Raw genomic sequence first — 25,433 nt, 5'->3', positions numbered from 1 at the left:
GCCCTGTCCGCACCGCACCGCCCGGTGCCAGCACGTCCGCTCACGCATCGCTCACGCACGCCAGATGCGGTTGCTGGCCTGGCGAGGTCACTGGTGCCATGTTCAACGTTCGGACGTCACAGCCACTAACCAGTAATCACGGGCACGACCACGGCTGCTACGGCTGACAGGAGGCCGCCAACAGCGATAGCCGCCTCAAACTTCTCCTTTGACGATGGGAAGAGGCTGCGCGAGACGGTTCCCGCACGGTGGCGCAGAACGATCATTCTCAGCTTCTGCAGTCGGTGATGTCGCCTGTGGCAGCCCATGAGAAGCCCCGACGCGTTCTCTCGGCAGTACGTGCCGTTACGGTTCACGGCGCCGCACAAAGCAGGGGCTTGAAATCCGGCGAACACGAAAACGGCGAGCGACAATGCAACGATCACAGCAGGTGCTGCGCCGCGCCCCCAGGAGACGATCAGGGCAGCGATGGCGAGGTACCCCCAGTACGCGCGAAACGCCTTCATGACGAGCGACACTACTGAGTGTTGATCATCACGGACAGTGCGTAATCGGCCATGCGCTGCATCTGTAGTCGGCCAATTCGCATGCCCCGGCTAGGCTCGCCGCATGACCGAGTTCGTGCAGGTGTCCACTGCTACTGAGTCGAGGGAGCAGGCCGTTCGGCTGGCTGAGTCCGCGGTGCGGGGGCGGCTTGCGGCGGGGGCTCAGGTGGTTGGGCCGGTGGTGTCGGTCTTCTGGCATCGCGGGGAGTTCGGGACCGGTGAGGAGTGGCAGTTGCTGCTCAAGACCACCGCCGAGGGGTATTCCGCGTTGGAGGCGCATCTGTTGGAGCACCATCCGTGGGAGAAGCCGGAGGTCGTCGCGGTGCCGATCGTGGCCGGCTCGGAGGCATACCTGCGCTGGGTCGCGGACAGCACGGAACCGGACGCGTAGGCGTCAGACCGCTGCGGCCTTCTCCAGGACCGCGTCCACCGTAGGGAGCCCGCGGTGGGTGTCGAGGCGTGTGATGAGTGGGGTCAGGCGGGCGCGGGGGCGGACGGAGGCGACGCCTTCGGCGAGGTCGAGTGCCCGGTCTGCTGTGGTGGCGGCCTGTTCGACTTCGCCTGCGGTCAGGTAGGAGTCGCCGAGCCATGACAGGTAGAGGGCTTTGTCGCGGGCGTTGATGTCGTCGTAGGCGGCCAGGGCAGTCTCCAGGATGGGGACGGCTCGCAGCGGGCGGCGTAGTTCGGTCCAGCAGCGGCCGGTCATGACCTGGAGTTCGGTGGTGTCGACCCAGGAGACCCAGTCGGGCTGGGGCGCGTCCCCCGCTGAGGCGAGGGCCGTTTCAGCGGCGGTGAGGGCACGTTCGCATTCGGTGGCCAGGCCCGCCACGGCGCAGGCCCACGCGAGGCGTTCGTGCAGCAGGGCGCGTACTCCGGCGGGTGCGTCGGGGCCGATCGTCGCGCAGGACTGGGTGGCGATCTCCACCCCGGCTTTCTGGTTGCCGCTGACGGCTTGGTAGGCGAGGAAGGCCAGTGCGTTTCCTGCGAGGTCGGTGTCGCCGGCTTCGGTGGCGGCGCTGTGGCTCTCCTCGTAGAGCCCGCGTGCGTCGGCAGCCCGGCCGCCGTCGAACGCGGCCCAACCAGCCTGTTGTGCCTGCTCCGCCAGTACGGACAGCAGGTCGTGCCGGGTCTGCTCGGAGTACGTCGAGTCCCGCAGCAGGGCCTTGGTCGCCTGGTACTCGCCCAGGTAGACCCGGTACGTGTCACCTCCACCGAGCACCTGGTCCAGGCGGCGCAGGCGTGCAGTACGCCGACGAAGCCGGTCGGGCAGTTCCGCGCCGACGCGGCGGCTGGTTGCGGGCCGGGTCAGCTCGGGCAGGGTTGCCGCCAGCCCGGCCCCGGTTCCTGCCCGGAGAAATCGCCTGCGCTCCACGGAACTCTCGTCCTCCTCGCTCGTACGGTCACGTGCAGGAAGGGGCTCGCTCTTTTCCCAGGGGCGGGGAGTGAGTCCGAGCATGTGGCCGGGGATACGCAGGGCGTCCGCGATACAGGTGACCTTCTCGAAGCTGGTCACGCTTCCCCTGCCACGGGCGAGTGAGCCGACCCGTTCGGGCTTGATGCCGCACTCGGCGGCGATCTTCGAGTAGCTGATGCCCGCCAGCTCGCGCGCGAGTCGGAACACCGTTCCGAAGTCGTGGGCGGTGATCGCGGCCTGCATGTCCGCGCGTTCGACGATGGCGCGCGGCAACGCGGTCGCTGGTCGGTATCCGGTCATCGCGCTTTCCCGTCCTGCCAGTTCAACCGAGTGTGCGGGACACAGGCCCGGAAGAGCCTACCCACCATGGGTATACCCGCGCCGGGGAAGTCGCCCTTGCCGTCACAGCCTGACAGTTGCTGCTCACCGTACGCACCGAGAGGAGCAACCCGATGCCGCCCACTGTCACGCCCAGCGTCACCTCCTGTCCCGCGAGGCCGCTCAGCCGTCGCGCTATCCGCCCCGAGGTGTCCCGATGACCCCATCAGGGACGCCGGTCCTCCTCCACGGATTTCGCGTCGAGGCCGAGGAGGGCGCCGTGCCGGAGGCCCGGCACACGATCACCTCCCTGGTCCGCGGCTGGAACGTCGCCCTCTCGGAGGAGCAGTTCGCCGAGGTGGAACTGCTCTCCACCGAGGTCATCACCAACGCCATCCACCACACCCAGGCGCCCTGCTCGGTGGCGGTGCGGTGGACCGGAGTGCGCGTGCGGGTCGAGGTCACCGACGTCAGCCCCGTCCGTCCGCAGCCGTGCCGCAGTTCGCCGGATGCGGAGGACGGGCGGGGACTGCTGCTGGTGGACGCGCTCGCTGCGGACTGGGGCAGCTTCTACGATCCGGCCGGGAAGGTGGTCTGGTTCGAGGTCGCCTCCAGCATCCGGCCCGCACGGCGGGAGCAGCCGCCGCCGTGGAGTACGCCGGGGACGTGGGCGATCGCCACCACCGACGGTGCCGTCACCTCCGGACATCTCCCGGCCTGGGCTGAGGACGATCCCACAGAGACTGGCGTACCGGTCGAGGAGTTGCCGCAGAGACTGGCAGAGGTCAACCACCGGAACTTCTTCGAAGGACCGATGCTGCCCCTCACTGCTCCAGACCTGTGGGACGGCGTCGAAGAGGACTCGGTCTTCGAGGGCAGCATCGACTGCAACCCCTACGACCCCGACCCCCGCCTGCGCATTCCCGTGGTCAACCTCCAGGTCAGCGTCGGACGCTGGATCCTCGGCCTGGACCCGCAAGGCCTCGCCCACATCGCCACTAAGCTCCGCGCACACGCCGACCTACTCGACAACACAGTCCGCCCCGCCCTCATCGCCGCCCGCGACGACTGGGCCGCAGCACACCACATGGGCTGATGCCACTCGGCCCCCGTGCGGATGCAGTAGCCCCGTCCACGCCCGCACGTCAGCGGGGAGCGAGCAGACTGCCGTGTACGCCCAGCGGGCTCTACATGGACGCGTTACGGAAGGCATCACGATGACCACAACCACTTTGTTGACCGACCATCCGGCGTGGACAGTGTGTCCGGACGGTACGACCTGCCGTCTGGTCACGGCCGGCCCTGACGCCTGGTTCGTCGTGTGGGACGGAACCGAGCTGGTGCCGACGAAGTTGGGTGGCTCGGCCGCTGACAAGACCGTTGCCGCGATCGAGACATGGCCGGTGAATCTGCCGCCCCGAGCCCCGGGTCCCCTGACAACGGCCCTGGCCCCCCTGGGGACGGTGCATCGCCTGCCGTCGCCAACGCTGTGGGAGGCGATCACCAGCGGTCTCCTGCGGAAGATCATCCGTGCCCCGCAGGCCCGCGCCCTCTACCAGCGGTGGATCACCACCTACGGCCCTTCCTGGGACACACCGGCCGGAAGGATGCACACCGTGCCCGGCCCGTACGAAGTCCTGGAGCTGGCCGAAGAGCAGTTCGCGGCGATCGGTGCGGCGCTGCACCGCAAGGCCCTGCCGGCTGCGGCGGCGGCCTACCTGGAGCACGGCGAGGACTGGAGCCAACTGGCCCCCGACGACATGGTGAAGGCCCTCCAGGAGGTACCGGGCATCGGCCCGTGGACCGCTGCCTGCGCCGCCGCGGACTTCACCGGCGACTACTCCGTCTACCCGCACGGCGACCTGGCGGTGCGCACCTGGGCGGCCAAAGCCGCCCCATCGGCGCCGCTGCCCGAATCGCCGCGGGAGTTCGAAGCCGCCTGGTCCCGATGGGCGCCAGACCGGCCGCAACTTCACGCCCTGACCACCTACACACTCGCGTGGGGGATCCATGCCCGACCGCCCGTTACGCCACGTCCCTGACCTGATCGCCGGTGCTGCCCCGGGGCGGCCCCTCGACCTGCTCCTGATCAACGCCCCATTGCGGGACTACTCGCTACGGCCGCGCCTGACCGACTACACCCTGCCGGTCATCGGCATGGGGTACATCGCCACCTACGCTGCGCAGGCCGGCTACAACGTCGGCCTTCTCGACGCCGAGGCGCACGGCCTGGGGATCGCGGAGACGATCCGGCTGGCGAACGACGCCGCACCGCGCTGGGCCGGATTGAACCTCCTGGCGCCCACCTACGAGCTGTCGGCGAGGATCGCGGCGGGCCTGGGCGACGACGTACGGCTGATGGTCGGTGGCCACCACGCCAAGGCCGCGCCGGAGACCATTATCGCCGACCCCCGCATGAGCCGCCTTGCCGCGCTGGTCGTCGGCGAAGGTGAGACCCGCGTGGCGGCGCTCCTAGACGACGTCGGGCGGCGCGCGGAGCTGCCGGGCGTGATGTGGCGCGACCGGATCCTCGGCACGACCGTCGAGGGCACCGAGCACGACCCGGCCCGCATTCGGCATTGGCTGAGCCCGGACATCGACGGCCTGTCCCTGGACCGCGCGTTCCTGCCGCAGGACCCGTACCTGGCGAGCGACGGCCGACGCGAGGCGAACATGGTCGGGGCGCGCGGCTGCCCCTACGACTGCTGGTTCTGCGGCGCGGCAGTCAGCAAGAACCCGGACCTGACGATCCGCACCCGCACGCCGGACAACATCCTCGCCGAGATGCACCAACTCGCCGACGGCCACGGCGTGAGCGCCTTCCGGTTCGTCGACGACCTCTTCCTCGGTGCGCGCCGCATCATCCACCCGATGATGGACGCGTTCGCCGCGGACAGGGTCGGAGAGCGGTGGGTGTGGGATGCGACGGGCCGGATCAACGTCTTGGATCGCGAGGACGACGCGATGCTCGACACCCTTGCTGCCTCTGGAATGCGGGAGGTGGCGCTCGGGATCGAGTCCGGGAGTGACCGGGTGCTGGCCGCGATGGACAAGCGGATCACCGCCGACATGACGCTGCGGGTCGCCGAACGGCTGATGCGGCGCGGTGTGAACGTGAAGGGCTACTTCATCCTGGGCTACCCCTCGGAGCGGGCGGAGGACTTGGCCGCGACGCTGACGCACATCCGGCGCCTGTGGGATCTGTCCGACCGGCTGCCCGGTGGATTCCGCGCGTCTGCATTCGGGTTCCGGCCCTATCCGGGGTCGCCGGTGTGGGACAAGCTCCTGGCGGATGGCTACGACCCGGCCGCCATGACCGCCTACGCCGACGTCGACCTGACAGATCACGGCGCGGACGAAGCGATGAGACAACGCGACGAGTTTGCGTTCAGCGTGGGCATCCAGTTCGCCGACACCCCGCTGCCGCAACTGCGCGGAGCTCTGGCGCAGATCGCCCGCGAGCAGCACGCCCGTAGCACGGGTTCGGCGGTGACCGCATGACGAGCGGACGCCCAGGACGCTTCATCACCGTCGACGGCCCTGGCGGCGTCGGGAAGTCCACGACTGTCACTGCCCTGGTCCAGATACTGGTGAACCGCGGGGAGCAGGCCCACGCGACGACCGAACCTTCCCGTTCGACGCTGGGCCAGTTCATCCGCAAGAACGCGGACGACTACAGCGGGGCGGCGCTGGCCTGTCTGGTCGTCGGCGACCGGCATCACCACCTGGCCCACGAGGTGGTCCCGCGCCTGGAGTCCGGGATCACCGTGGTGAGCGACCGATACCTTGCGTCCACGCTCGTCGTTCAGGCACTCGACGGCGTCCCGCGGCAGTACCTGCTCGACCTCAACGCCGGCATACGCATGCCGGACCTCGCGGTGATCCTCAACGCGGACCCCGACAGCATCGCCGCCCGAATCGCGGTCCGCGGTGCCACACACCGCTTCAACCGGGCGCCGGACTTCCCTGCACGCGAGTCGGCACTGTACGCAGAGGTGGTGGTGATCCTGCGCGGCATGGGCGTGCCCGTCCTCGTTATCGACACAAGCACCACACCCTCCGGTGTGATTGCTGAGCAGATAGCGGCCTACGCGCCCGGGAGGCTCGGTAGCGTCGCCCCTGATCTGAAATCCGCACGCACGCAGGGAGCACCACCGTCGTGAACGACGAGATCTGGACGAAGATCCACCAGCTCGTGCAGTGGCTGGACGAGAAGGACAACGCGACGCCGGCACAGGCGCGGCTGTTGCGTCTGCTCAAAGTCCAGGAGGAGGTCGGCGAGGTGGCACAGGCGGCGATGGGCGCCGTCTCCGCCAACCCCCGCAAGGGGCAGAGCCACACGTGGGAGGACGTCCAGAACGAGCTGTGCGACGTAATGCTCAGCAGCATGGTCGCGCTGGCGACGCTCACCCCCGACGCGGCGAAGGTATTCAAGGAGCGGGTGAGCGTCATCACCGACCGGTCGCTGGCGTAAGCCGAGACCGGTCCGTCTCGTGGGCGTCTCGCAGCCTTTCCTTGGAGTACCGCTCCGGTGCTACCCCGGCCCGGGGTGGCACCCGACCGACCACCCCCAGATGCGTGCCCGGCACCGTGAAGCCGCGGTGGCCCCGCACCCGCCCTCAAGCAGGCTGTGGACCGGTGGGCGGAGACGCACCGCCGGCCGCACCGGGGCCCGGCTGAAACCAGCCGGCAGGCACTTCAGGATCGTTCTAGCTCGCCCGGCGGGGCATGATCGCCGACCCTCGGGCCCAGCAGGGCCCCAGCTCCTGCTCCCTGCGGCCCCGCGAACACGGTGGAGCCCAGGTCGGTAGGCCCCCATCCGAAACTCGCAGGTCAGGTGGATGCCGCTTGCTACGACATCCGCCGGGGAACAATGAGTGCCGCCACATCGCCGCTCACGCAACCTATGACCACGCTGGGGAGTGGCGGATCCAGGCACCTACGCAGGGTCGAAGAATAGGAGTACCATCTGGTACCAGGAGGCGACACATGGAGATCGCAGCAGGAACACGAAGTCGAGCAACTCGCACAACCGCACCCTTGAAAGTGGATGCAGCTGTGGACGAGCTGATCGCCGATGGTGCCCACTTCCTCGGGATGACCAAGAAGGACTTGGTCGCCGCAGCAGTCCGGACATATCTGGAGCTCCGCCGTGAGGAGGTCCGCGCCAGCATGAGGGAGAAGATGCGCAAGCTCGACGGATCCGTTGAGTCGAGCGTTTCGCTCCTGACCGGACTGTCACCTGAGCGGATAAGGGAACTGGGCGGCGTAGGCGAGGACGACTGACCGTGCAGCCCGCTCGCCCCACCCTTCGCACTCTCCGCGACGACCTGAAGCTTCCGCTGCCCTCGGCGCGGAAGCCGCTCGACGAGGTGGACCACCCTCTCCTCACGAAGGCCCGGGAACTCTTCAACGACGACGAGACCAGCCACGAGCGGATCCGCGCCATCGATGACGAGATCCTCTTCAAGGTCAAGATCCAGAGATGGCGCGGAGCAGTCTGGATCGACAGAGACCCGGACCTGCCCTGGCTCATAGCCGCCGGACAACGCGAGGACGGGTCGTCAGACGACTTCTACTCTGCACTGGAGACCAACGCACAAGCAGCACGAGCCCGCTACAACGTCGACCACCGCCAGCCCCTGGCCGGCAAGACCTACGTGGGCCATCTCCTGCCCGACCAGGACGATCGTGATCGCTACCAGCTCGAAGCCGGCACCCGCCTCGTGCGCCGGCTCGCTTCGGCGATCCGTGATCTGACCCGTGGGTCACTGCACGACGGACACGAGCACGCCGCGGACTTCGCCACGTTCCGTCTCGGCATCCTGGTACGCGCCGAGGACGGCCATGAGACCTACGTGGCGGTACGTATCACCGGCTCCGTCCCCGACGACCTGACCGCCGTCGTCCTGCGCCATGTCCCGGGGTGTGAGCCCACCGACTGGTACCCCGAGTACGCCCTTCCCAGCCGCTCCCTCCTCCCAGCCGAACAGGCCTGGTCGACCCTGATGGATCCCAAGGCGGCCGCCGAACTCCTGAATGAGGAGTGACCCGGACAGCTGATCTCGCGCCAACCTACGACGAGGTGACGCCCGTTCGGCGAGATTTCTGCCATGCACGAAGGCAACATCACACCGCAAACGGTCACCATCCCCACGTGCGACCACGGAGTCGTCACCATCTCTGAGCCCGACTGGTGCACGGACGAATATCACCAGCCCGGTGACTACCGCGTGGACATCACTCGCTCAAGCGCCGACGACGAGTTCACGGTCCCGACTGCCCGTGGCACTGCGGTGCTCCTGCGTACCTCCTTGCAGCAATACCCGTTCACCGAGCGATCGCCTGGTCTCGACCCCTTCCTCACGGCTGTGCCCCGCCCGCCCGAAGGCGACCGGGGCACCGAAACCGCAGGTCAGCGACCCCCGAAGGAGTCGGACCCCGTAGGCCGTGTGGGACTCGAACCCACAACCAATGGATTAAAAGTCCTGGTCAGGACGTGCCTGGCGGTGGTGGACGGTGAGCCGTCATCCGAAAGTTACTGGTCAGGCGGACAGGGGTCGCCGCCCTGTCCGTGCCGCACCGCCCAGTGCCAGCACGTCCGCTCACGCGTCGCTCACGCGAACTGCGCGCCCCACCCAAACGCCAGCGGCCGTCGAGAGAACCTGCTGACGTTGAGGCGGAGTCAGGGCAGAACTCTCAGGTACGACTCGTAGACATGGGATTCACCGGACCCAAGAACAGCGAAGGGAGTATCAGAAAATGCACCACGATCTTCATAGTCAAGGCGCTAACCTGAGTAGGTGAACCTTCAAGCTCAAATCGAACTGATCACCACGCCCCAGGACTTCACCCGGCTCTGCAATGCCGTACTGATGGCTGAGCACGGAGCAGACTTCTTGCCTATCGATGACGACCGGGCAGATCGCGGAAACGATGGATATCTGAAATCCGAAAAGCGCATGTACGCCATGCATTGCTTCAAGCGGATCCAGAACAAGAGCCTCGACAGTGAGATTCAATCAAAAATGATAGGGGATCTACGGAAAGCAATTTCACTAAAACAGGCAGCAGACTGGGACATCGCTCACTGGACTTTTCTGTCGAACTACCCGATTCCAGAGAAAATCGGAGCGCAGGTTTTCGCCGCAGGACAGGCAGCAGGAATCGACGTGAGTTGGAGTGGGCCAGCTTACCTTTCCGAAGTTCTCCAGAGGTTTGCGAGCGTACGAGAATTGTTCCCAAATCTCCTAGCGAACGACGTCATGAATAAGCTATCTGGCATTACAAACATGCTTGCGTCCCTCTCAGAGGATCCCAAGGAAGTCAGAATCAACAGGATCCCTGAGAGCCGCCCTGAGCAGGATCTTCTGATTGCACAAGCCCCACCAGCCTGGGAATACCTGCTATTCGCCGGGGCACTAGTCCAAGGTAGGAAAAAAATTGAGCCAAAATGGCTGGATTACCAGAGCGGGCATGGTCGCAGAACTGGGGTCTACCTAGATGAGGATGCAGCAATGGCCCGACTCAAAGGAATTTGGGACGATGCGATTGGAATTGCGGGAGGAATAATGTCCGTGCTAACCGAGGAGGCGCAGTTGAATGCTTTCGGCGCACTCGGCGAACCCGGAGATCCCGGCAGAATTATCCACATGGCCGAACGCGTCGTATCCGCTTATGAAGATCTCCTCGACTGGGCGGCCGATATTCGGGGGGCGGTCTTCCCGGAGCGCATGAAAACCGCTGCATCACTGGCCGCTCTCGTGGCAAGCCAGCCCGCAGAAGACATCCGGGATTTCATCGACCGTGCAGCCAGAGAGATCGAACGAGTTCCCGCCCTCCTTGAGCAGCCCGAAAATCAGCCCGTACGGATACAACTCGCTCTCACATTGACCATCAACGATGCGGCAATATCCGCTTTCACCAAAGAAGCAAAAAAGGTGTTCAAGAAGAATGGGAAACGTCGCTTTTGGTAACACTAATCCAACCCTCGACGCCCAGAATGGCAATTCTATTCGACAACTTCATCTCCACGCAGAAATCTCGGCACAGAATGAGTGCAGCATGCTAGAGCCGCTCGGAAGCGATCTCCCAAACGTTGGCGAAGCATGGCCGCCGCCTGCTCTGGCAGAACCAGCCGCGTCTCAGCGAGTTCGTCGTCATGTGGACGCAAGGAGCCTACTTCCTCGCGGCTGAGTATCCCCCCGTCGAAGATGAAAGCGAGCTGGTCATCCCAGGGGCCGTGCGGGGGAACCCAGTCGACGACCAACAGACCGTGCAAGGTGACGTCGAGGCCCAACTCCTCCTTGAGTTCGCGGCGGGCCGCGTCATCGGGGGCCTCGTTCGCTTCGGCCATGCCGCCGGGGAGGTCCCAGCCCGGCTTGTAGGTGGGCTTCACCAGGAGAACGCGGCCCTGCTCGTCGCGGAGGAGGACATCGGCGGAGACGCGTTTGCGGGCCTGGGTGGCGTTGCCCTCGGCTAGGTAGGCGTTCCAGGCTTCGGGGTCGGCGGGGGTGGGCCTCATAGGGTGGCGCCTTTGCTGGACGGGGGAACGATGTCGGCGAGTAAGAGCATTCTCGCCCGTCTCGTCTCGTCGAATCGCGTCAGCAGTGCGCGGACTGGTGGGTGACTGCGGTGGGGTGCGAGCAGTGCGCGAAGGTCGTCGAGTTGGCGGAGGACGCGGATTGAGCCGAGGTTGGGGTCGGCTGCGAGGACGTCGTGGCCGACGGTGACGGCAGCGTCCAGCTCATCACAGCTCAGGTGAAGGCCGACCAGGGTGATCCGGCTCAAGGCCAGAGATCGGGTGCGGCTCGACTCACGTAGGCGGATGGCGTGTTCGGCCCGTGCGCGGGCCTGGTCGTGGCGTTGGAGGTCGCGCAGGACGAGGGCGGATTCGAGGGCCAGTGCCGCTGCGTCGAACGGACTCAGCCAGGGGCGTTCCGCATCGGCCGCCCCTTCGAGAGCTTCTTCGGCGCGGCCGAGGGCTCGTAGAGCTGGATCGGGTTGGTTGGCTGCGGCCAGGGCTCGGGCGGACATGGTGTGCAGGCGGGCAATCAGCGTGGGGACGACGGGGCCGGCCAACGCCAAGTCGAGGCCTGTCCGCGCCCAATGCACGGCTGCAGCGGGGTCGCCGGTCTGCAGGGCAAGGTGGCTAGTGCTCGCCGCGATGCTGGCCGCGAGCGGGGTGTCACCCGAGGCGCGAGCCAGTGGAAGCGCGCGGGTGAAGTGGCGTCCGGCCACGCCGTCCTGCCCTGAGTCGTGGGCCATCCAACCCGCCATCTCGGTGAGTACTGCGGCGATGGCGAAGACGTGCGGGGTGCCTTCAGCGTCGACAAGCCGCGGTCCGATGTTGTCACGCAGGTGCCGGACGACGGCGTTGTAGAGGCGTCCGCCACCGGCCTGTCGGTCTGCGGTCCGGAAGGCGTCCATCGCCGCCATGTCGTCGCCGTCCGGCAGCGGATCGCCAAGTGCGGGAGGCGGTGGCTGCGCGGCCGGCTCCCAGGGGCGATTCGCCAGGCCGAGGAGGTGGCCAGGGATGTGGAAGGCGTCAGCGATCTGCTCGAAGATGGCCAGCTTCTCGACCCTGCTCTTGCCGTTCATGTAGTCGTAGAGCCGTCCCTGGGTGATGTCGACGGCCGCGGCGATGCGGCGAGTGCTGATCCCGCGGTGGTTGAGCAGCCGGAAGAGCGTGCCCATGTCGCGCTCCGCGCAGGCCGCGAGCAGGCGTTGATCGGCGAGGAGTCCCGCGACGATCTCCTGCGGCTCCCGCTCCCTTCCGGTCACGAGCACCTTCTTCCGTATGGCTGATCCGAGGCTACGGCCCGGGTTTGCCCGCTGACTCCAAGTTGGGGTCACGCGCTGGAGTCTCTTGCGTGCGACACGCAGTCGTCTACTGAGGGTGCTCCGTTGCTCCAGGTGACGCAACGGTGCGTCGCCAACCCCTCCCGCCGCACTCATGAAAGGTCAAGCGCCATGCCCAGCACCGTACTTTCGCGCCATCGCGACCGACTTCACGTGAAGGGCCGCGGATGATGACCGGCCATCGCACGAGCCCGTACGGATTCCGCGTCGAAGCCGAATCCGAGGCGGTGCCCGAAGCCCGGCGCAAGATCGTCGCGTTGGTGCGGGGCTGGGACGTGCCGCTGCCGGACGACACCTTGGGCGACCTGGAGTTGCTGTCCACCGAGCTGATCACGAATGCCGTCCGGCACACCGATTCCTCCTGCGCGGTGGCCGTGCGCTGGACCGGCGTGCGGGTCCGGGTCGAGATCACCGATGTGAGTCCTGCCCGCCCGCACCGACGCCACAGCTCGCCGGAGGCGGAGGGCGGACGCGGCCTGCTCCTGGTCGAGTCCCTGGCAACCGCTTGGGGAAGCGCCCCCGACCCGGCGGGGAAGGTCGTCTGGTTCGAACTCGGGCCGTCTGACGGGACGCCTCCTCCGTGGAGCACTCCGGGGAAGTGGACGATCACCACCGACAGCGGACCGGCGACGTACGGCTACCTCCCCGCCTGGGCCGAGGACGACCCGACCGAGGCCGACGTACCTCTGGGCCAGCTCCCGGAACGGCTGGCCGCCATCAACCACCGGAACTTCTTCGAAGGCCCAATGCTGCCCCTCACCGCCCCAGACGTATGGGAAGGGGTCGAGGAGGACGCGGTCTTCGAGGGCAGCATCGACTGCAATCCCTACGACACCGACTCCGCCCTCCGTGTGCCGGTCGTCAACCTCCAGGTCTGCGTGGGGCGCTGGATCCTCGGCCTGGACCCGCGCGGTCTCGCCGAGGTCGCCGCGAAGCTCCACGCCCACGCCGACCTGCTCGACGAGAAGGTGCGCCCCGCGCTCATCGCCGCCCGCGAGGACTGGGCCGCCCACCAGCCGTCTGCCCAGCAACGCTCGCCAGCCTCGGGCCCGGGAGGCCGCACATAACCGGCACACTCGCCGCCCCGACCCCTCCCCCGCTGACGCGGCTGTGCGAGCGCCCCCCAGCGAGCCCAGGCGCCGGTGGATGTCGCCGATCGTCCGGACTGCACGACGTCACGCCTTCAGGGCGCCGTGCGGGTCTCCAGCAGCTGGCTGGCGGACCAGAAGCCCCGCTCACCCCCAGAACAGGAGGACAGCACCATGACCACAGCCGTCCAGATCGACACCGGTATCGGGTTACGCACTCGGGACCCGAAGGAACTCCTCAACGCCGTCCAGCCCGACATCGCGCACCTGACCGTCAACATCCTCGACAGCGGCATGACCCTCTGGGACCGCGAGATCGCCCTCCTGCTGCGCGACCACACCATGGTCCGCGACATGGCCGAACGGATCCTCGGCAACGCCGTCATGTACACCCTCGCCTGCATCGAGCATCCGGACGTTCACCTCGGTGTCGGCAAGCTCGTCGACATCGGCGTCCACCAACTCATCCTCGACACGCCCGTCTGGTTCGCCCTTTGCGACGTTTACAACGGCGGTCGGTACAAGCACCACGCCCCGTTCATCGAGCGCCGCAGCGACGGCCTGTGCCTGCGTACCGCCGACTTCCTCACCTCGATCGGATTCGACATCGACGAGGAGCTGTGGGCGATCGACGGAACGGACTGCTCGCCGTGTGACAACAAGGTCCCCGACAGCCACTGAACGGCACTGTGCCCTGCCCCTTCCGATGCTCGCGGGCATCATGGGGCGGGGCACAGCACCTTCCCGCAAGCAGAGGACACAGATGCCTGCGCAACACGACATCACCGCCGAGACCGAGCTCTGGGATGCCTACGCCGGCAGCGCCTTCAAAGAGGACGCCGAACCGGTATTCCACTGGACGCAGTACGCCGGCCACGGCCCAGGCCCCGAAGTCCTTGGCGACCCGGAGAGTGTGCTGGAGATCGGCTGCGGCACCGGGCGCGCGCTCGCCCACTTGGCGCAGCGCGGCGTGAAAGCTACAGGCGTGGACCTGTCTCCCGTCATGGTCGCAAGGACGACCGAGCGGTGGGGGACGACCGGTGCGCAGTTCCACTGCGCCGAGGTACTGGACTACCTCGGCTCCACCGCCGAGGCCTACGACGCGGTGTATTCCATTTTCGGAGCCGCCTGGTTCACCGACCCGTCAAAGCTCTTTCCGCTCGTCCGGAAGCGCCTCAACCCCGGCGGCGTCTTCGTCTTCTCACAGCCCCCGGCCATCCCCGGTGCGTACGGTCCGCAGGGCATGTACAAGGGCGGCTTTGCCGGGAAGGCCATGTTCACCTACCGCTACAGCTACCGCCCGCCCGTATGGGAACGCCTGCTGACTCGGGCCGGTTTCACCACTGCCCAAGCCCGCGTCCTCGACGCCCCCGAGCCTGACCACATTGGCACGCTCCTGGTCCGCGCCCAGGCGTGACGCCGAGCCCAGCCCACGTCGCCCCGGTCGGAAACGGGCGGGGCTCTTCGCTATGCGGTGTTCGATGCACCTCGAACGGTAGGGTCCCGATGTGCTGGAGAAAGGTGCCTGCAGATGACGGCGTTCGAGATAGGCGAGTGGGTGGGCAGGGCGACTCTCGTAGCTCTCGTTGCGGGGGGCTGACCTGGTGGGGGTCGGCGGAGTGGCGTAAGCCCGATTCCCTGACCCACGACCCCGAGCAGTTCGCCGTCGTCTCCCGACAGCGAACCCGGACGATCCGACGGGTGGTCACCGCGATCATCTCGCTGTGGGGCTTGCTCCTCGCGGGCAGCCTCGTCTGGGTGGCCATGCACTGAACTGTCCCGCATCTCTCACCAACCAGGACCGGCGCGGAACCACCGCGGTGGCCGGGGTCATTTGTGTGTGGGAGGAGAGGGTGTCTCTTGGCTGTGCCCCGGCCGTCCGAAGACGACCGGGACACCGAATCCGCAGGTCAGCGGCCTCCAAGGAGGCCCAGCACAAGGCGCCTACGCAGAGTCTAAGAATAGGCGACACATGGAGAGCGCAGAAGGAACGCGAAGTCGAGCAACTCGCACAACGGCACCCTTGAAGGTGGATGCAGCGTTGGACGAGCTAATCGCCGATGGTGCCTACTTCCTCGGGATGACCAAGAAGGACTTGGTCGCCGCAACAGTCCGGACATATCTGGAGCTCCGCCGTGAGGAGGTCCCCGCCAGCATGAGGGAGAAGATGCGCAAGCTCGACCACCGCTCACGCAGACGCTCTGGCGAGGGCACCTGGTTTCGGCGTGATGTCGTTACGCCTGGCTAGCCGACGTGACGCTTGGCTGCGCGCCTGTCACGCGTCTGATCCTCCTTGCGATCCTTCTGCTTCCCGCGCGACACGGAAGGTCGAGACACGTTCGACTTCAGCAGTTGCGAAATCCGCTGGAAGGACACGCCCATCACCTCGCCGGCATCCCGCTGGCTGAGATTTTGTGTAAGGACAGACGCTGCGCGCACCATGGCTTCGCGCTCCTGCAACGCGGCTGCTTCCGCGGCCTTGTGTGCTCTGGCGACGGCCTGCAGTACTTCCCTCGCTTCCGGAGGGAGCTGGGTCTCCACTTCGACCTCGATGCTGTCAGCTTCGACATCAAGCATCAAGCTAATGGCTTCCCGTGCCTCGCTGGCAGCGCGGTCCAGTCGTTTCGTCTGGCTGTGAACTCCGGGCAGGTCGGGAACTTCGAGAGCCCACCAATCGCCGCTGCGGCGTGCCGTGACACGGTATGTACTCATCGCCACCACCCCTCTCCGAGTTCGGTTTCCAGCGTCTTGCAGATGCTTGCTGCTGTAAGTTCGTTGACCTCGCTGTGCTTGGGGATGACGACGGGCGTGGAACCGCACGTCCACATCTGATGACTGCCCTTCTGCCGCTGCATTTCGAAGAGAACGCCTTTTGCTTTGGCGGCTTTCCGGATCTTGCCGATGAGGTCTCGGCACTTTCACGAGTGTAAGTCTAGTAACACTAGACACGTCAAGTCAAGCGAGACTAGACACAACTACTCCGACGGCGGAGCCCCGCCCCGACGCGACGACTCGACCCTCGGAGCGCCTCAGCGCACTGATGGACGGGTGACCCATCGAGTCATGCTGCAACTGCGTGCACGTCGCCCTTAAGGTGCCCCGCCGACCAGCAGTCGACATCGGAGCGGAACAGGGCTCGCCGCAACTTCCCGGCAGCAGTGCGCAATCGTCGTAGCCGTCGAGCACACCCAGCTTGCCGCCATACGTACCCCGACGACCGGCGAAGTCAGCAGGCCCGGTTCGCTACGCCCGCTCACGCATCGCTCACGCACGCCCCCCGGCACGGCTGTGCCCCGGCCGCCCGAAGGCGACCGGGGCACGGAACCCGCAGGTCAGCGGCCTCCAAGGAGGCCGGACCGAGTAGGCCGTGTGGGACTCGAACCCACAACCAATGGATTAAAAGTCCACTGCTCTGCCAATTGAGCTAACGGCCCGCACCGACAGCATAACCGTGTCCCCGGAGGGACTCCGCCGGGTTACGGGGTGTCGGGGGTGCAGGTCCCGGCACCCCGAGGGGGGTGGGACGGTCAGAGGAGGGTGGTGTACATCTGCCAGCCGGAGCCGAGGCGGGCTCGGGGGGTGGTGACGCTGCCCTTGCCGTCGCCGCTGTAGCGCCACAGGACGCCCGCGGTGTCGCGGGCCAGGAGGTCGGTCACGCCGTCGCCGGTGAGGTCGCCGGCGGGGACCAGGGCGTTGTAGCCCTGCCAGCCGCCGCCGATGCGGACGCGGTTGAGGACGCCGCCCTTGCCGTTGGCGCTGTAGCGCCACAGGACGCCCGCCGTGTCGCGGGCCAGCAGGCCGCCCGCGGGGTCGCCGGCGATCAGGTTGTAGCCCTGCCAGCCGCCGCAGATCAGGACCCGGGAGGAGAAGGAGCCCTTGTCGGTGCCGGCGTAGAGGTACAGCTTGCCGGCGGCGTCGCGGGCCACCAGGTCGGGGCGGCCGTCGGCGGTGAGGTCGCCGGGGGAGGTCAGGAGGTTGTAGGTGTTCCAGCCGCCGCCGATCGTGAGGTGCGGCGAGGACGTGGTGATGCGGCCGTAGCCGGTGTAGCGGGTCAGGACGCCGGCTGAGGAGCGGACCAGCAGGGAGCTGACGCCGTTCGCGCCGACATCGCCGATCGGCACGTAACGCGAGCCGGTCGGCCAGCCGCCGCTCTGCTGATCGCTGCCGGCGGCGAGCACGGTGCCGGTGCCACTGCCTCTGCGGACGTCGAGGCGGCCGGCCGGTGTCACGCCGAGGAGGTCGCCGGTGCCGTCGTCGCTGTAGTCGTGGGCTACGGCGAGCCCGTAGTGCAGCTGGAGGGGGCCGGTGCGGACCAGGTCCGGGCCCAGGCCGTTGGCCGGGACGGCGGTCAGTTTCCAGGTGTAGCGGCCGACGGGCACGTAGTGGCCGGCCTTGTTCTTCCCGTCCCAGGAGGTGGACACCGTCGCCGAGGTGACACCGCCGCCTGCCGTGTGGACCGCTGCGCCGCCCGCTGCCGGGCGGACTTCGAGTTTCCAGGACGCGGCAGGTCCTGACAGCAGCAGCGAGGTCTCCCAGCCCGAGCCGGTCACACGGCCGGACACCGAGGTCACCGGGTCCAGTTCCTCCTGCGCGGTCAGCGGGGACGGTGCGATGCCGGACGGGATGAGGTGGGTGGTGGCGTCGGGCAGGGTGTACGCGATCTGGCCGCGGAATTTGTCCACCGTCCAGGTCACCCCGCGGTCACCGCCGGACAGGGCGGGCTGGGCCGGCAGGGCGGCGACCGTACGGGTGGCACCGGTCCTGCTGTCGGTGACCTGGAGTTCGCCGCCTGCGTGCCGCAGGACGAAGCCGTCGCCCAGCAGCGCGGGTCCCGCGGGTACGGCGACGGACTTCCCGGCCGTACGGTCGTAGACGCCGGCCGGGCCGTTCGCACCGCACGACCAGTAGAGCCAGTCGCCCAGTGCCTGGACTTCCTCGATCACGCAAGGCGCGTCGGTGGTGACCGGGGCACGGGCGGCGGGACCGTCGGTGTAGCGGCTGCGCAGGTCCAGCTGGTCGACCTTGCCCCTGGTCGCGGTCGCGGTCCACAGCGTGTCGCCCCACAGGGCCGCCGCAGCGATCGGGCGGGTGAGGACGACGGAGTCGTAGCCGAGGTGGACGATGTACTGCTTGCCGTTCGAACCGCTGTTGTAGAGGGCGTAGTTCTCGGACGCGTCGACGATCCGGCCGCCGGTGGAGTCCAGCGTGACCCCGCGGTAGGAGGGCGTGTTCGCCGCGTGGACGGCGTCCTTGCCGTTCACGGCACGTGCCACGTACGTGACGCCCCCGTACGTGCCGCCGTCGGCCAGGCTGACCGTGCAGTGGTGTCGGTCGTCGCACAGGCTGACCGGCTGCGGTACGGGCAGGATGCCGAGGTGGGGCGCGGACGTCGGCTGGGGGACCGGTGCCACGCCCTCGTACTGGTAAAGGAGCGTGCCCTCGGTGAAGTTGTCGCGCGCGTCCGGCATGCCCTCCAGGAAGCGCAACCGGCCCTGGGCGAGCGTGAGTCCGTAGCGCACCGGGGTCAGCTCCCGGATGGGGAAGAGTGCTTCTGGCGCACCTCCGCCGAGCGGGATCCGGTACGCGCTCCAGTGCTCCGCGTCCGGGCCGCCGCGTACGACGGCGCCGCCGTCGTTGTACGTCTGCAGATCAGAGGCGTCCGGGAGGAGTTCGGTGGCCGGACCGCCGGTCAGCGGGACGGAGTAGAGCGGGTCGTTCCGTCCGTCGTTCCAGGCCGAACCCGAACGCACCGCGAGGATCGCGCTGTCGGTCAGCGTGACGACGTATTTCGTCGTGTCGGCGTGGAGTTCGGGCGGCAGCGTGATCGTACGGGTCTCGGTACGCGGGTCGGAGAGGGCCGCCAGATGGACGGTGCCCGCCGAATACCAGCCGATCGAGTCGGCGGTGATGACGACCTGGCGAACGCCGTCCCCGGGGGTGAAGTCCGGCAGGGTGTCGACAGCGCCGGTGACCGGGTCCACCAGGCTGATGTCCAGTCCGTCGCCGACGTTGTACACCAGCAGCAGCCGTCCGCCGGACTCAGCTGTCTGCGTCCCGCCGTGCACCGTCGCGTTCTGCGGGATACCGGTCAGCGGGATGTCGGTCACAGTGCTGCCGTTGACGCGCAGCAGATGGTACGAGAATCCGGTCGTGGAGCCCGCCGGCTTGGCGGTGGTGAGCATGGCCCAGCCGTCGGGCGTCCCGATTGCCGCGCGCACGACGGTCCCGTTGCCGGGCAGGGTGACGTCGGTGGTCGCCCCCGTCCCCGTATCGGTCAGTGTTTCCTTGGTGCTGGACACCGAGGCCATCCGCTCCGAACCGTCGGGGAGGCGTATCGCCATCTGCAGTGAGGGGTGCGGAACGGCCACCGGCGTCCCGCCGTCATAGGGCACCCAGGTCACGGGGCCTTCCGGCCTCATCCGTTCGTAGCCGGTGGTTCCGGCGAGTCCCACCCTGTCGTCCATGAGCTGGGGCGCGTTCACCGGCGGGACGACGACGTCGTAGGGCGGCGGGCCGTCCGCCGCGGCCCCCGCGGCAGCGGCAGGGCCGAGGAAGGGGGCCGCGAGCGCGCACGACAGAGCCAGCGCCAGTCCGCCCCTGGTCAGACCCCTGTTCAGGGCGCGGGGCGTCGAACGTGCCACAGAAAAGCCTCCGTTGCGGGTGCGGCAAAAGCAGCGAATGCACAGCAAGCGCGCAGGAGTGCGCCACGACGGGGACGCGGGCAGCGTGAACTGCCGCGTCAATACGCGCGTCGCTTTGCGTGAGCCCCCCAGCCCCCCGACGGCCACCCGGCCGTCACCTGCGAATCGCCGAACTCTAACAGCACGCCGCCGACAGCGGAACGGGCCCGCCGCCTGCGAAAGTCGCAGGCGGCGGGCCCGTTCGGGGGTGGAGCAGAGGCGGTCAGCCGTTGCGCTTCCAGCGCGGCTTGCGGTCGTTGTACGACGACGACGGGCCGTTGCTGTCGCGGGTGTAGGACGGGCGGCTGTCGCGGTCGTCACGGTTGCCGTACGAGGAGGACGCCGGACGCGAGTCCGTACGGTTGCCGTACGAGGACGAGGACGGGCGGCGGTCGTCGCGGTTGCCGTACGCCGGGCGGGAGTCCGTCCGGTTGCCGTACGCCGGGCGGGAGTCGGTCCGGTTGCCGTACGAGGACGGGCGCGAGTCACCGCGGTTGCCGTACGACGGACGCGAGTCCGTCCGGTCACCGTACGACGGGCGGGAGTCGGTCCGGTCACCGTACGACGGGCGCGAGTCACCGCGGTTGCCGTACGAGGAGGACGACGGGCGGCGGTCGTCGCGGTTGCCGTAGGACGGGCGCGAGTCGGTCCGGTTGCCGTACGAGGACGGGCGGGAGTCACCGCGGTTGCCGTACGAGGACGGGCGGGACTCGCCGCGGTCGCCGTACGAGGGGCGGCGGTCGTCGCGGTCGCGGTTGCCGTACGAGGAGGACGACGTACGGCGGTCGTCACGGTCGCGGTTGCCGTAGGACGGGCGGCGGTCGAAATTGCCGCGGTCGTCGCGCCGCTGGTAGGAGGACTGCTGGGGCTGGCGCTCCTCGCGCGGCTCCGGCACGGTCACCACCGCGGCGGCGGCCGCCGCCGCTTCCGCGGCCTTGGCCGCGATCGCCTCGTCCGGGTCCTCGCCGCGCTCGCGGGCCGAGCGGGCGGTGAGGCGGTCGGCCTCCTCGCGCAGCTCGGTGGCGCGGCGCTGGACGCGCTCCAGCTGGCGGGTGAGGTCGGCGACCTCGCGCTCGGCCTGGGCGGCGGCGTTCTGCACCGCGTCGGCCTGGACGTCGGTGAGGGAGCGGGCGCCGGTGATCTTGGCGACGTCCTCGTCGAAGACGCCGGCACCGCCGATGATGTGGCGCGAGGCGTCGACGCCCGCGTCCTCCATCAGCCGGAAGATCTGCTTGCGCTGGTGCGGCAGGGCCAGCGAGACGACCGTGCCGGACTTGCCGGCGCGGGCCGTACGGCCGGAGCGGTGCAGGTAGTCCTTGTGGTCGCCCGCCGGGTCGACGTTGAGGACCAGGTCGATGCCGTCGACGTGGATGCCGCGGGCGGCGACGTCGGTGGCGACCAGGACGTTGACCTGGCCGGCCTTGAAGTCCTCCAGGGTGCGCGTGCGGGCGCCCTGCGTCATGCCGCCGTGCAGCGCGTCGGCGCGCACGCCGGACTCGATCAGCTGCTCGGCGACCCGGTCGGCGCCCATCTGGGTGCGGACGAAGATGATCGTGCGGCCCTTGCGGGCGGCGATGGCGGCGGTGACCGGCGCCTTGTCCTTGGGCTTCACCACGAGCACGTGGTGGGTCATGGTGGTGACCGCGCCCTGGGCGGCGTCGACCTCGTGCGTGACCGGGCTGACCAGGTAGCGCTTCACGAGGCTGTCGATCTCGTTCTCCAGCGTGGCGGAGAACAGCAGGCGCTGGCCGCCGGCCGGCACCAGGTCGAGGATCTCGGTGACCTCGGGCAGGAAGCCCATGTCCGACATCTGGTCGGCCTCGTCCAGGACCGCGATCTGCACCTGGTCCAGGATGGCCGCGCCCCGGTTGATCAGGTCGCGCAGCCGCCCGGGGGTGGCGACGAGGACGTCGACACCGCGCTCCAGGGCGTAGATCTGGTTCTGCATGGACGTGCCGCCGCAGACGACCTTCATCTTCAGGCCGAGGACGTCGCCGTACGGCTGGAGCGCGTCGGCGACCTGCATGGCCAGCTCGCGGGTCGGGGTGAGGATGATGCCGCGCGGGCGGCGCTTGTCGGTGTGGCCGCCGGACAGCTGGGTCAGCAGCGGCAGGCCGAACGACAGGGTCTTGCCGGAGCCGGTACGGCCGCGGCCCAGGATGTCCCGCCCGGCAAGGGCGTCCGGGATGGTGGCGGCCTGGATCGGGAAGGGGGTGACCACGCCGTTCTGGTTCAGCTTGCGGACGATGGCCTCGGCGAGGCCGAGGTCGCCGAAGGTGACGGTGGGCTCGGCGGGGCTCTCGGGGGCCGTCTCGACGACGGTCTCGACGACGAACTCTTCTGTGGCGGCGTCGGCGGCGTTCTCGGGCATGGCGGAACGGTCGGCACTGTCAATTGACATGCGGAAGCAAAACCTCTCGGAGACTTACGGCACGCGCCAGCTCCGCAGGTTGCTTACAACCGCCTCGATGCGGTCAGCCACAGGAGAAAAGGAACGCGCCACGCGGCGCGCAACGAATCAGGCGCCAGGCAATGGGATCAGGGGATCAAACGATCTACCAGCTTACGCATCAGCTGCCTCTTTGGCGAATCCCTTCTCCGATGGTGCTCTGACCTGCGAATACGTGGCTGCGGTCCGCCGGTGGTCCCGGAATCGGAGCCCGTGTCGGTCGCGGACGGGGACGGGTCGTCCGGCGGCGGGGTGGTCGGGTCCGCGGTCGGCGGCGCGCTGCTGGTCGGCTCGGCGGTCGGCGGGGTGCCCGCGGTGGGCTGCGGTACGGACGGGTCGCCCGCCGAGGGTGGCAGGGCGCGGCCGCCGGGGCCCCGGGCGCCGCCGGTGGTCCCCGGGGCCGGTGAGCCCGCGGTCCCCGGCGAGGGCAAGCCGCCGGGGGCCGCGGGAGACGGCGACATCCCGTCCTTGCCCGCGCCGGGCCGCCACGGGCCGCCGGGGGCCGGGTGGTCCCGGCCGGTCGCGGCGGCGCTCCCGCTGGAACCGGCGGTCGCGGGCCCGCTGTGACCGGGTTCACCGCCCGCGCTGACGCACGACGCGACGGCGGCCGCGACCAGTGCGGCAAGCACGGCCGACCGCACCCCACGGGACCGGGCGCCGGGCCTGCGGTCGCCGCCGACCGCGGGTGCGGGTGCGGGTGCGGGTGCGGCTTCAGGGGCGGCTGCGGCTTCTTCGGCTTCTGGTGCGGGGACGGCTGCGGCTGCCGCTGCGTGCGCGTGTGCTGGGGGCATCTGGCGCGGACCTCGGGGGTTCGTGACGGGAGCGCGCGCACGCTGCGGGCGTACGCCACCGGGCGGTGTCTCCCCGTGTCCAACGCCCCGCGCCCCGGCAGGACACGCCAGGACACACGCTCGCGCCCGTACGGCTGCAGCGCCCGGCGCCGGGTTCCGTGGGGGGCACCCCGGCCGTCCCGGCGGTGCGGCCCCGGGCGCCTCAGCCGTAGCCGAGGTGGTGCAGCCGCTCGTCGTCGATGCCGAAGTGGTGGGCGATCTCGTGCACGACGGTGATCTCCGTCTCGGCCACGACGTCCTCGCGGCTCTCGCACATCCGCAGCGTCGGCCCGCGGTAGACGGTGATCCGGTCCGGCAGCACCCCGGCGTACCACTCACCGCGCTCGGTGAGCGGCGTGCCCTCGTACAGCCCGAGCAGATCGGGCTCGCCCGCGGGCGGCTCGTCCTCGACGAAGACGGCCACATTGTCCATCAGGCGGGTCAATTCGGACGGGATGCGATCGAGCGCTTCCCCGACCAGCTCCTCGAACGCCTCGCGGCTCATCTCCAGCACGCCCCCCATTGTCCCGGGCGGCGCCCCGGAGGTCCCCCCGCGCGCCGGAACCGCCGGTCCGAAACGGCTCGGCCAGACCCGTTTGGCCAAACGGGTTTGGCCAAGCCCCCGCGCATCCTCTATGCTCCTCACGTCCCCGAACTGCGTCGCAAGGCGCTGACGGCTGGCCGGTTAGCCCTCATCGTCTAGTGGCCCAGGACGCCGCCCTTTCAAGGCGGTAGCACGGGTTCGAATCCCGTTGGGGGTACCACCTTCTTTTGGCGCGTCGAGTCATCCGCGCCCTCCCGGAGAACCCGCGCCACCGAGGTGGCGCCCGCGCCCCGCGTGATGCGCGTCCGGATACGCCGACAGGCCCGTGCAAGGTTTCTGCAAGGGCACGGCAAGGGATCCGTCCGCCCCCTCGGGCATCCCGTCGCTGGGCGCCAGGTTGGTTGCCCGGAGCGAAGATACCTGGGGGATGTCGTGTCAGCCTTACGAACGATCGGGCGGATGCCGGACGCGGCGACGCGTCAGTATCTGACGGTTGTCGGGTGCAAGAGAGTGCTGGTGGTCGCGCACACCGTCACGTACGTGCAGCGGCTGCTGGACGTACTGCCGTTGCTGGATGGGGACTTCAGGGTGCAGGTGGTCTTCACGGCGCCGCCGCACGTGTTCGGGGACGAGGTGCCGGCGCTGCTCGCGCGGCTGGGGTGCGCCGTGCTGCCGTGGGACGAGGCCGTACGGATGGAGTTCGACCTCGTGCTGGCCGCCGGGCGGCTCGGGGTCGAGGAGCTGCGGGCGCCGCTCATCACGATGCCGCACGGGGCGGCGTATCTGAAGCGGGTGGTCGGCACCGAGGATCCCGGGGTGGCCGGGATGCGCAAGGTGGACCTGATGCCCGGCGGGCGGCTGCCCGCGGCCGTCGTGCTGCCGCACCGGGCCGAGCTGCGCGAGCTGCGCCGGCACTGCCCCGAGGCGGTGCCCCGCGCCGAGGTCGTCGGGGACCCGGTGCACGACCGGATCACGGCGAGCCTGCCGCTGCGCCCGGCCTTCCGGCGGGCGCTCGGCCTGTCGGACGGGCGGAAGCTGGTGGTGGCCGCCTCCACCTGGGGGCCGTGGTCGTCCTTCAGCCGCTTCGACGCGCTGCTGCCGCGGCTGATGAGCGAAATCCCGCGCGACACGCACCGGGTGGCCGTGCTCACGCACCCGAACATCTGGTCCGGCCACGGCGCTTGGCAGGTCAGGTCGTGGATGGCGCGGTGCCGGCAGGCGGGTATCGCGCTGGTGCCGCCGGAAACGGACTGGCGGAGCATACTGATCGCCGCCGACGTGGTCATCGGCGACCACGGATCCGTCACGCTGTACGGCACGTTGACGGAGGCGGCGCTGCTGCTCACCGGACCGCCGGCGCAGGAGGTCAACCCGGCCTCCCCCGCCGCCGCGCTCGCCCTCGCCGTACCGGCGCTGTCGCCGGGACACCCGCTGCTCGAACAGTTGGACTACGCGGCCGCCGAACGGCGGGACGGCGAGAGGGACTCCGGGCGCGCGGCCGTCGCCGCCAGGATCACCTCGGAACCAGGGCTCTTCGCGCGGAAGATGCGCGCGCTGATGTACCGCGTGATGGGGCTGGGCAGTCCGGCGCACCCGCCGGTGACCAGGCTGCTGCCGGAACCGCCGGGGTGGGACGAGCTGGTGTGGGGCACGGAACGGGAATCGGCGTGACCGGCTTCGTCACGGTGGCGCTGCGTGCGGCCG

At 68.8% G+C, this 25,433-nt stretch carries 22 protein-coding genes and 2 tRNA genes; 15 read left to right on the top strand and 9 right to left on the bottom strand.

Annotation, left to right across the window (positions count from 1 at the left end):
- Positions 1-125 precede the first annotated feature (125 nt).
- On the bottom strand, positions 126-518 hold the full coding sequence (locus tag OG900_23460) for a hypothetical protein (GenBank protein WUH92774.1): 393 nt from the start codon (positions 516-518) through the stop codon (positions 126-128).
- A gap of 91 nt (positions 519-609) precedes the next feature.
- Here OG900_23460 and OG900_23455 point away from each other — a divergent pair, with 91 nt between their 5' ends.
- On the top strand, positions 610-936 hold the full coding sequence (locus OG900_23455) for a divalent-cation tolerance protein CutA (protein ID WUH92773.1): 327 nt from the start codon (positions 610-612) through the stop codon (positions 934-936).
- Between the two features lie 3 nt (positions 937-939).
- Here the strand turns inward: OG900_23455 and OG900_23450 are convergent, their stop codons facing one another.
- Positions 940-2,259, bottom strand: coding sequence for a helix-turn-helix domain-containing protein (locus OG900_23450; protein WUH92772.1), 1,320 nt, complete (start codon positions 2,257-2,259; stop codon positions 940-942).
- Positions 2,260-2,494: 235 nt separating this feature from the next.
- Between OG900_23450 and OG900_23445 the strand changes: the two genes are divergently transcribed.
- The 8 genes from OG900_23445 to OG900_23410 all read left to right on the top strand — a co-directional run bounded on the left by OG900_23445 (position 2,495) and on the right by OG900_23410 (position 10,253).
- Positions 2,495-3,373 (top strand): ATP-binding protein, encoded by an 879-nt coding sequence (locus OG900_23445; GenBank protein WUH92771.1) that lies wholly within the window; start codon positions 2,495-2,497, stop codon positions 3,371-3,373.
- A gap of 121 nt (positions 3,374-3,494) precedes the next feature.
- Positions 3,495-4,319, top strand: a complete 825-nt coding sequence (locus OG900_23440; GenBank protein ID WUH92770.1) for a hypothetical protein — start codon at positions 3,495-3,497, stop codon at positions 4,317-4,319.
- Positions 4,288-5,778, top strand: a complete 1,491-nt coding sequence (locus OG900_23435) for a B12-binding domain-containing radical SAM protein (protein ID WUH92769.1) — start codon at positions 4,288-4,290, stop codon at positions 5,776-5,778. Before OG900_23440 ends, OG900_23435 begins: the two co-directional genes overlap by 32 nt.
- Entirely contained in the window at positions 5,775-6,440 is a 666-nt protein-coding gene (locus OG900_23430) for a dTMP kinase (protein ID WUH92768.1), read from the top strand. The genes OG900_23435 and OG900_23430 overlap by 4 nt, the downstream gene beginning before the upstream one ends.
- Positions 6,437-6,751 carry a MazG-like family protein gene (locus tag OG900_23425; protein WUH92767.1) on the top strand — a complete coding sequence of 105 codons (315 nt, stop codon included), beginning with the start codon at positions 6,437-6,439 and terminating at the stop codon, positions 6,749-6,751. Before OG900_23430 ends, OG900_23425 begins: the two co-directional genes overlap by 4 nt.
- 584 nt (positions 6,752-7,335) lie before the next feature.
- Positions 7,336-7,563, top strand: coding sequence for a hypothetical protein (locus OG900_23420; GenBank protein ID WUH92766.1), 228 nt, complete (start codon positions 7,336-7,338; stop codon positions 7,561-7,563).
- A gap of 2 nt (positions 7,564-7,565) precedes the next feature.
- Positions 7,566-8,327, top strand: a complete 762-nt coding sequence (locus OG900_23415; protein WUH92765.1) for a hypothetical protein — start codon at positions 7,566-7,568, stop codon at positions 8,325-8,327.
- Between the two features lie 753 nt (positions 8,328-9,080).
- Entirely contained in the window at positions 9,081-10,253 is a 1,173-nt protein-coding gene (locus OG900_23410) for a hypothetical protein (protein ID WUH92764.1), read from the top strand.
- Positions 10,254-10,288: 35 nt separating this feature from the next.
- Here the strand turns inward: OG900_23410 and OG900_23405 are convergent, their stop codons facing one another.
- Both OG900_23405 and OG900_23400 read right to left on the bottom strand, forming a co-directional pair.
- On the bottom strand, positions 10,289-10,801 hold the full coding sequence (locus OG900_23405; protein WUH92763.1) for an NUDIX hydrolase: 513 nt from the start codon (positions 10,799-10,801) through the stop codon (positions 10,289-10,291).
- Positions 10,798-12,060, bottom strand: coding sequence for a helix-turn-helix domain-containing protein (locus OG900_23400; GenBank protein WUH92762.1), 1,263 nt, complete (start codon positions 12,058-12,060; stop codon positions 10,798-10,800). The genes OG900_23405 and OG900_23400 overlap by 4 nt, the downstream gene beginning before the upstream one ends.
- Before the next feature lie 245 nt (positions 12,061-12,305).
- On the opposite strand from OG900_23400, the gene OG900_23395 reads away from it, so the two are divergent.
- The 3 genes from OG900_23395 (at position 12,306) to OG900_23385 (ending at position 14,643) form a co-directional block, all read left to right on the top strand.
- Positions 12,306-13,205 (top strand): ATP-binding protein, encoded by a 900-nt coding sequence (locus OG900_23395; protein WUH92761.1) that lies wholly within the window; start codon positions 12,306-12,308, stop codon positions 13,203-13,205.
- A gap of 195 nt (positions 13,206-13,400) precedes the next feature.
- Positions 13,401-13,907: a hypothetical protein gene (locus OG900_23390; protein ID WUH92760.1), complete on the top strand. Its 507-nt coding sequence runs from the start codon at positions 13,401-13,403 to the stop codon at positions 13,905-13,907.
- An 82-nt stretch (positions 13,908-13,989) separates the two neighbouring features.
- Entirely contained in the window at positions 13,990-14,643 is a 654-nt protein-coding gene (locus tag OG900_23385; GenBank protein ID WUH92759.1) for a class I SAM-dependent methyltransferase, read from the top strand.
- Between the two features lie 827 nt (positions 14,644-15,470).
- Here OG900_23385 and OG900_23380 read toward each other — a convergent pair.
- The 4 genes from OG900_23380 to OG900_23365 form a co-directional block, all read right to left on the bottom strand.
- The gene (locus OG900_23380; GenBank protein ID WUH92758.1) at positions 15,471-15,938 is read right to left on the bottom strand and encodes a type II toxin-antitoxin system HicB family antitoxin; all 468 of its coding nucleotides are present in this window, start codon (positions 15,936-15,938) and stop codon (positions 15,471-15,473) included.
- Positions 15,939-16,587: 649 nt separating this feature from the next.
- Positions 16,588-16,660 (bottom strand) — tRNA-Lys (locus tag OG900_23375).
- A gap of 93 nt (positions 16,661-16,753) precedes the next feature.
- Positions 16,754-19,867: a hypothetical protein gene (locus OG900_23370; protein WUH92757.1), complete on the bottom strand. Its 3,114-nt coding sequence runs from the start codon at positions 19,865-19,867 to the stop codon at positions 16,754-16,756.
- A 262-nt stretch (positions 19,868-20,129) separates the two neighbouring features.
- Entirely contained in the window at positions 20,130-22,307 is a 2,178-nt protein-coding gene (locus OG900_23365; protein WUH92756.1) for a DEAD/DEAH box helicase, read from the bottom strand.
- A gap of 240 nt (positions 22,308-22,547) precedes the next feature.
- Between OG900_23365 and OG900_23360 the strand changes: the two genes are divergently transcribed.
- Positions 22,548-22,922: a hypothetical protein gene (locus OG900_23360; GenBank protein WUH92755.1), complete on the top strand. Its 375-nt coding sequence runs from the start codon at positions 22,548-22,550 to the stop codon at positions 22,920-22,922.
- Between the two features lie 426 nt (positions 22,923-23,348).
- On the opposite strand, the gene OG900_23355 is transcribed toward OG900_23360, so the two are convergent.
- The gene (locus OG900_23355; protein ID WUH92754.1) at positions 23,349-23,699 is read right to left on the bottom strand and encodes a metallopeptidase family protein; all 351 of its coding nucleotides are present in this window, start codon (positions 23,697-23,699) and stop codon (positions 23,349-23,351) included.
- 174 nt (positions 23,700-23,873) lie between these two features.
- Here OG900_23355 and OG900_23350 point away from each other — a divergent pair.
- Together OG900_23350 and OG900_23345 are read left to right on the top strand one after the other, a co-directional pair.
- Positions 23,874-23,949 (top strand) — tRNA-Glu (locus OG900_23350).
- Positions 23,950-24,188: 239 nt separating this feature from the next.
- On the top strand, positions 24,189-25,400 hold the full coding sequence (locus OG900_23345) for a hypothetical protein (GenBank protein WUH95885.1): 1,212 nt from the start codon (positions 24,189-24,191) through the stop codon (positions 25,398-25,400).
- Positions 25,401-25,433: the final 33 nt, after the last annotated feature.

Source organism: Streptomyces sp. NBC_00433, assembly GCA_036015235.1.
Lineage (GTDB): Bacteria > Actinomycetota > Actinomycetes > Streptomycetales > Streptomycetaceae > Actinacidiphila.
Note: the sequence above shows the minus strand (reverse complement) of the source record. Positions and strands in the feature narration are given on the sequence as shown.